Annotated in this window: 1 protein-coding gene; it reads left to right on the top strand. The window is 76.2% G+C overall.

Annotation, left to right across the window (positions count from 1 at the left end):
- A partial coding sequence (locus tag KBX53_RS35100; RefSeq protein WP_247676649.1) for an alpha/beta fold hydrolase occupies positions 1 to 617 on the top strand: 617 nt, incomplete at both ends.

Raw genomic sequence — 617 nt, 5'->3', positions numbered from 1 at the left:
CCGGTGGACGCCACCCGGGGCCTGCGGGACTTCGCCGACGACGTCGCCGCCCTGCTGGCCGACCCCACGCTCTTCGCCGCCGACGCGCGCCCGGTGGTGGTCGGGCACTCCCTCGGCGGCGGGGTGGCGATGAGCCTGCTGGTCGACCACCCGCACCGGGTGGGGGCGTTGCTGCTCGCCGCGCCGGTCTCCCCGTACGGCTTCGGCGGCACCCGCGACCTGACCGGCACGCCGACCACCCCCGACTTCGCCGGCACCGGCGCGGGCACCGCGAACCGGGATTTCGTGGCCCGACTCGCCGCCCGTGACCGGAGCGCCGACGCGCCGGCCAGCCCGCGCGCCGTCCTGCGAAGCACCTATGTGGCCGATCCCGCCTCGCTCGGCGCGGACGAGGAACTGCTGCTGGACACCGTGCTCTCCACAGCGACCGGGGACGACAACTACCCGGGCACGGCAGTGTCGTCGGAGAACTGGCCGGGCACCGCGCCGGGGGAGCGCGGCGTGCTCAACGCGCTCGCGCCGACCTGGTTCCGGCTCGCGGACGACCTGGTGGCCGTCGCCGAGAAACCGCCGGTCACCTGGGTACGCGGCGACGCCGAGGGCATCGTCTCGGACCC

Source organism: Micromonospora sp. M51 (assembly GCF_018070305.1).
GTDB classification, from domain to species: Bacteria; Actinomycetota; Actinomycetes; order Mycobacteriales; family Micromonosporaceae; genus Micromonospora; species Micromonospora parva.
The sequence above is the reverse complement of the archived record's forward strand: the minus strand, read 5'-3'. Positions and strand labels throughout refer to the sequence as shown.